General features: G+C 27.8%; 11 protein-coding genes. 2 read left to right on the forward strand and 9 right to left on the reverse strand.

Annotated features, from left to right (window positions below):
• A partial coding sequence (locus LRB30_RS05350; RefSeq protein ID WP_231020018.1) for an ERF family protein occupies nucleotides 1-781 on the forward strand: 781 nt, incomplete at its 5' end.
• Between the two features lie 57 nt (nucleotides 782-838).
• Here LRB30_RS05350 and LRB30_RS05355 read toward each other — a convergent pair.
• Nucleotides 839-1,270 (reverse strand): Mlp family lipoprotein, encoded by a 432-nt coding sequence (locus LRB30_RS05355; protein ID WP_231020020.1) that lies wholly within the window; start codon nucleotides 1,268-1,270, stop codon nucleotides 839-841.
• 171 nt (nucleotides 1,271-1,441) lie between these two features.
• Here LRB30_RS05355 and revA point away from each other — a divergent pair, with 171 nt between their 5' ends.
• Nucleotides 1,442-1,807, forward strand: coding sequence for a fibronectin-binding protein RevA (gene revA / locus LRB30_RS05360; RefSeq protein ID WP_231020022.1), 366 nt, complete (start codon nucleotides 1,442-1,444; stop codon nucleotides 1,805-1,807).
• 76 nt (nucleotides 1,808-1,883) lie between these two features.
• On the opposite strand, the gene LRB30_RS05365 is transcribed toward revA, so the two are convergent.
• From LRB30_RS05365 to LRB30_RS05400, 8 genes are all read right to left on the reverse strand, one after another.
• Complete coding sequence (locus LRB30_RS05365; RefSeq protein WP_231020024.1) at nucleotides 1,884-2,237, reverse strand: BBA14 family lipoprotein; 354 nt, start codon at nucleotides 2,235-2,237, stop codon at nucleotides 1,884-1,886.
• Nucleotides 2,230-2,565 (reverse strand): BlyB family putative holin accessory protein, encoded by a 336-nt coding sequence (locus LRB30_RS05370; protein ID WP_231020026.1) that lies wholly within the window; start codon nucleotides 2,563-2,565, stop codon nucleotides 2,230-2,232. The genes LRB30_RS05365 and LRB30_RS05370 overlap by 8 nt, the downstream gene beginning before the upstream one ends.
• Nucleotides 2,555-2,902 carry a BlyB family putative holin accessory protein gene (locus LRB30_RS05375; RefSeq protein ID WP_231020029.1) on the reverse strand — a complete coding sequence of 116 codons (348 nt, stop codon included), beginning with the start codon at nucleotides 2,900-2,902 and terminating at the stop codon, nucleotides 2,555-2,557. The genes LRB30_RS05370 and LRB30_RS05375 overlap by 11 nt, the downstream gene beginning before the upstream one ends.
• Before the next feature lie 2 nt (nucleotides 2,903-2,904).
• On the reverse strand, nucleotides 2,905-3,099 hold the full coding sequence (locus LRB30_RS05380; RefSeq protein WP_231020031.1) for a BlyA family holin: 195 nt from the start codon (nucleotides 3,097-3,099) through the stop codon (nucleotides 2,905-2,907).
• Nucleotides 3,100-3,175: 76 nt separating this feature from the next.
• Nucleotides 3,176-3,988, reverse strand: a complete 813-nt coding sequence (locus LRB30_RS05385; protein ID WP_231020033.1) for a DUF685 domain-containing protein — start codon at nucleotides 3,986-3,988, stop codon at nucleotides 3,176-3,178.
• 9 nt (nucleotides 3,989-3,997) lie between these two features.
• On the reverse strand, nucleotides 3,998-4,603 hold the full coding sequence (locus tag LRB30_RS05390; RefSeq protein ID WP_231020036.1) for a DUF735 family protein: 606 nt from the start codon (nucleotides 4,601-4,603) through the stop codon (nucleotides 3,998-4,000).
• A gap of 5 nt (nucleotides 4,604-4,608) precedes the next feature.
• A complete protein-coding gene (locus LRB30_RS05395) occupies nucleotides 4,609-5,487 on the reverse strand; it encodes a DUF276 domain-containing protein (RefSeq protein WP_231020039.1) in 879 nt (292 codons plus the stop codon).
• Nucleotides 5,484-5,747: GPW/gp25 family protein (locus tag LRB30_RS05400; protein WP_231020041.1), on the reverse strand; the 264-nt coding region annotated here is incomplete at its 5' end. The genes LRB30_RS05400 and LRB30_RS05395, both read right to left, overlap by 4 nt.

Here is a 5,747-nt window from a genome sequence, read left to right on the forward strand (position 1 = left end):
GCAATATCCAATATCTAAATTTGTAGATGGTCAAAAGGAGCATGTTATTAGGACCACATTTTACAGCACAAGTACTGGATATGAATTTTCTTTTGATACACCAATGCTTACAGAAAACTTACAATGGAACAATGAAAATGGGTCTAAAAATGTAAATACAGTGCCACAACTGGTTGGATCAGCTATCACTTATTTCAAAAGGTATGCTTTAGTAGCGTGTCTCCATATAAAAAGTGAAGTGGATACTGATGCAGCGCCTATTTACAATAATTATGAAAACAGAAATTCTATGTCTAGCAAGCAATTTATTATTAATCAAAAACAAGAACAAAAAAAAGACATAAATCAAAATCAAATAAAAGAGAATAGTCAAGCTCAAAAAGAAGTTGAAAAAATTGATAGGTATTATTACTATGGCATTTTTAAAGAAGCGTTGTCTAACATGAAGAATTGGATCAATGACTCTAAAATAAAAGATAATATAAATACAATTATTCAAAAAATAGGGTTTATTCAAAAAATAGACCCCAATAATATTGAGTATATCAAGAAAATTGAAACTGATTTAATCAAGTATTTTGATAAGAATAAAGAGTTTAAGAACATAAACTATTGGGCAAATATTATAAAAGACTATTTTAAGAAAAATAATAAATTGCAGGATTTAAAGAATTTTGAAAGGTTTATGTCGTTTAAGAAGGCTATTTATGGTGCTAGCCCACTAATATTCTTTAGTGTCTTAAAAGAAGATAAACAATTTGATTACATATTTGCAGCATAGCAAATTCTTATATGGTATAGCCCCCACAATAGGGGGTTTATGTTACCATATTGCTAATTATGGTTGTGGCTGGTTACATGTACTAGTTGCAGTAAGAAGATCATTTATACCCCTGCTTTCAAAAGCCGCTTTAACTAATGCTTTAAAAGTGTTTTTTTGATCATTTGCGTGTTGTCCAGTACATTTATCAAGTTCTTTTTTAATATGATCAAGTGCTGATTTTATTTTGCTTTCATCATTTTCTAAGAATTTATCAAATTCTCCAGCATTAGTTAAGGCGGTTTTTAGCCAGTCAAGGTTTGTTTTTTGATCATCGGACAGTTTTTCTTTAAGAATTTCTTCTTTAGATTTGGGTGTTTCTTGAGATGTTTCTTGTTGGCTTAAATCACGTTTTCCTCTATTTTTTGGTTGTTGAACGTGTGTATCATTAGCAGTGCAGCTATTTAGTATAAGTAAAAATAAACAAAATAATATGTTGATAATTTTCATTTTTATTCCTTTTTCTTATTTCTAGTACAATATGTTGAGTAAAAATAAAATTTATTCTTGTAATTATAGATCCTATTTTTAAAAATTTTTAAAGATTTTGATTGAGAGATTTATCTCTTTTGAATGTTGTGCTAGCTTTTATTTCATTATTAATAAATATAGGAGTAATTAATGAAAACTAAAAATTTAGTTAAATTATTTTTTATATTAATGTTATTTTTTATGACTTGTAAAGCATATTTAAAAGAAAAGAAACAAATAAATTTATTGATTTCAGGTGTTTCAGCTCTTAAAAATGATTCTGCCGGCAACGAATTTAAAGATTATAAAGATAAAATAAATAAATTAAAAGAAAGTTTAAAGGATGTAAATGATAGAGAGCTTAAAGAAAAATTATTAAACTTACAGAGTTTGTTTCAAGATAAATTAGCAGCCAAACTAGAAACTTTGAAAGCAGCTAGACAAACAGGTGAAAAGGACAGTGAGATAATTAGGATATTGAAAGAAATACAATTGGTTGAGGAGCTAATTGATTAGTAAATATTCATATGTTGTAAAAACCAATCTGATTAATATAAAGTATAATTTCTTGCAAGAAAAACCTTTTTGAAATTTACATTTTTAACTGAGAATACGCATTATAAACTTTTTCCGCTATTGGTTTTGTTTTCTTAATGTACTCTAAATATATCTTGATATTATGTTTTACTGAAGTTATGGAGTGTTCGTCTTTTAGTGCTGATAAGTCTGGATAAGTATATTCTGGATAATTGGAATCATTAACCTTAACTTTTGTTTTGGATAAAAATGTTATAAGGTACATAACATATTCTGAAAGTTGTGCTTCATATTTAGCTAAAGATTTTAGTGTTTGAATAATTGGAGGCTTTGGTTCTTCTGGTAGACTAGCAATAGTAGTACAGCATAATAATAAAGTAATTAATAGATAGGGCAATTTTTTAAGCATTTTCACCCCTTTTAAGGATGTTTACATATTCCTTCATGATTTTGTTGCGTTTTGCTTTAAGCGAATTGATAATTTTTTTACTTTTATTACTAGAGATAGCCTCGATTATTTCAATATTATATGTTAAGATTTCTTTTATTTCTTCTAATATTTTCATTGACTGGGCCGTTTCCATAGATTTTAGTGTGCTCATATATGTTTTGTAGAAAAAATCTATTACTTTACTAAAAGTATTGATGTAATTATGATCTATGTTTGTATCGGTTTTAGCTATGTTGGTTAAGCTTGATAGTAAATTTAATCCTAATTCAATAGTATTATTTTGCATTATTTATTCCTTCTTGATAGATAGGTTTTCCTTCCTCATTGAATTTTAGATTATTAGATATTTTTAGATTTTTTTCATTAGAATTAACCAGATCAATAAATGTATTAATTTTATTATTTATTGGAGTTAGTGTTTTAGTTATTGATGGACTTAATGCATTATTAAGCCTTTCCATATTCTCTTTATAGATTAATGTATAATGAACATATAGTTCATGAACTAAAGAAAATCCTTTATGTGCAATAGGATCAAATTCATTTTCAAATTTAGAAAATATTTCAATAAGTTTTGATATTGATGTAAGTCCAATTTCAAGATTATCTTTAGATAATTTCATAGTTAATCTCTTTTTTTTATGTGATTATTACCATTTCCATTTCTAAAAAGCTTGCCTATTACTATAGACAATATATCCTTTAGTAAAGGCTTTAGAAGAATTAACCCTCCTAGAACTAGTACTGTTACAAAAATCATTACTGCTATAAGCTTAATTTCGTTTAGATTTATAAGAAGCTCGGTTATTTTTATATCCATTTTTGAATCCTTAATTTTAATTTTTTATTTGTACATATATATTATATATCAAAACTATAATTTTTGATAAAAAAAATTATAGTTTTAAAAGAACTGGAACCGAATTTCCTGATCGGTAGGCTCTTTTTTGGATGTACCATCCTTTGTACATGGGAAATCTAAGAGATACTCCCCTAGAGTCCATATGCATATAAACCAGACTTTTTTCAGTTTCATCGCTATATCTTAGATATAATGACTTGCCTAGCGTATTATTGTATTCTACGTCAATATCAATATCAAGATAAATGGGATCATTATCATTATATTTGTAAAAAATGAGGGATACATCGCCATAGTTGTCCATATCGATAGTTATTGCTTTATTCTTGTATTCATAAGAATAAAGCGTAGTGCCGGAAGTAAAACTTCTACCATGTGTAAAATCGGATGGTACTCCTAGTAATTGTTTAGGAACGCTAGTTTTTTGAATAGTGCTTGAATTAGGCATTATCAAAAGATCATCATATCTAGATAGAGTAGCTGATGATATGCTATCTGTAAGACGCGATTTTATTTTACTAAAAAGGTTAGAAATATTCTCATAATCATTGTTAATTAGTTTATCTATTATTTGAGTGTAAATTTTTTCTATAAAACTTTTATCATTTGCAAGCTCTTCTGCAATTGTAGACTTGATTATCCCTTTAAAGTAGCTTAGTCCTTCACCTTTAAAAGTTTTGTCTTTAGTGGTTTTCAAAAAGTTTTCGTATGTAATAGCGTTGCTACTTGCTACCCCATCGTCAAGCAGTAAAAGATCAGTATTTTTAACATCGCTCACCCTGTTTAAATCTTTTATTTGAACCGTTTCTTCTTCATCAATTAGTAATTTTTCTTGTTCTTCAGCCATCAAGCCCCCTTAGTTGTTAAAAGTTATAATATTTTGACCATCTTTATCATTAATTTTTAGCACTCTACCTATGGGAATAATTTTTTTTATAAAAGCATAAATTGAATGATCATAGCCCTTGGGGAGTGAGTTGAATATCAAAGCTTTTTTAGATGCAGCATACCCAGCTTTCTTTTCTCTAATTAGTATTTTTTTGAGCCTTTTACCTTTTGCAGTGCTGGGTGAAATAAATGTGGTAAAGTTTGTTTTTATTGCTCCTTTTAGTGATATATCAATAACACCAGCTTGTGGTGTAGTAACTTCAATATCCACATTCAAAAAGGCCTTAAAAATTAGCCTAAATGATTCATCAGTACCAATATGACGTAAAGCAAAAATAACACTATTGATATTGCTTGTAATGCTTTGTAAAGTTTGAGTTTGTGCATAAAAAATAGATAAAACTTGAGATAGCCATATAGCAATATATCTTGATTTTATATTTTCTTTTGCATCAATAGATATGAAGTTAGAATTAAGAGACCTAAGCTCATTAAGCAGTTTTCGTGCGTATTCATTTTCTGTAAGTATAAATTTGTGAACTTGAGTGTCTTTTAAAAAATTGGGTATTTTCATAATTTTTATTTCTCAATGTCAATAAGCAAGCGATCCGTTATATTAAAAAGTAGTAGTGTATCATCAGAAATAGCAAGGTCTTGATTTTTTTTAAAATCGCTACTAGTAATGCTTGAAATATTCTCAGTGTCTGAATCTTTTATACAGGCTTCAATTTCAATAGATTTAATTCCTTTTACTTCATTAACAGGAGCAAAAAAGTCTTGATATTCAAAACTAATTCCCATATCAGAATAGTTATTTGAAATAATCCTAGAGTATATATTTCTAATTTGAGAATCTATATTTAAATAAAGATAATTTTTAAGATCCGGTTTGTATTTTACTTTCATGTAAACATATTTTCTTTTTCCGAGTGATATTTTGTAGGATTTTTTTTGTCCAGTTGGGTTGAGTCCGTCAATTTCTATATTTCCTTCAAGTAATGTGCCACTAGGAGTTGTTAGATATAATATCTCCCAAAGTTCGGCCTTGAATTTTGAGTTTTCAATATTAGTTTTACCACTATCTAGTAAATCTTCTTTTAGAATTAGATATACATTAGCTTTTCCAGCCGAACTTTTAATGTTAGCGTATTCTACTCCATCAAGATTGAGTAAAGCAGAACGCACTGCACTGTAAGTTGTGCTTTTAGAAGAAATATGTTCTTCAATAGCAGTCCAATAGGTTCCACCCGGTTTCATTTTAGAAAAAAAGAGATTAAGCTCATTAATTATTTCTTCTTCAATTAATGCTAAAGAAGATGCAATAATGTTATAAATTGAACTGTTATTATCATCAATATTAATACTATAATTTACACGCAAATATTCTCTTTTCGATCTTACAATATCTTTAATTGTCCGTTTTAGAACACCAAAATCAGAATCAAAAACAATACTCATAAATCAAGCTCCATATTTAAAACATCACCAGTAAAAAAAAAGGATATATTTACTTTTCGTTCTTGTATCGTAGTCGAAATATTAATCAAATCTAAATTAAGTTCTCTAGATATTTCATTGAAATAGTTTTTTACAGCTTGAAGATTATTAATTTTGAGTAGTTTCAAAAGTAAAGTGTAGTCTAGTCCCCAATTAGGAGCATAACTTAGACTTCCCTTCAGAGTTTTACAAAATATGAACAATTTTTGTTTTTGCTCGTT

This window comes from Borreliella americana (assembly GCF_021043605.1).
Classification (GTDB): domain Bacteria; phylum Spirochaetota; class Spirochaetia; order Borreliales; family Borreliaceae; genus Borreliella; species Borreliella americana.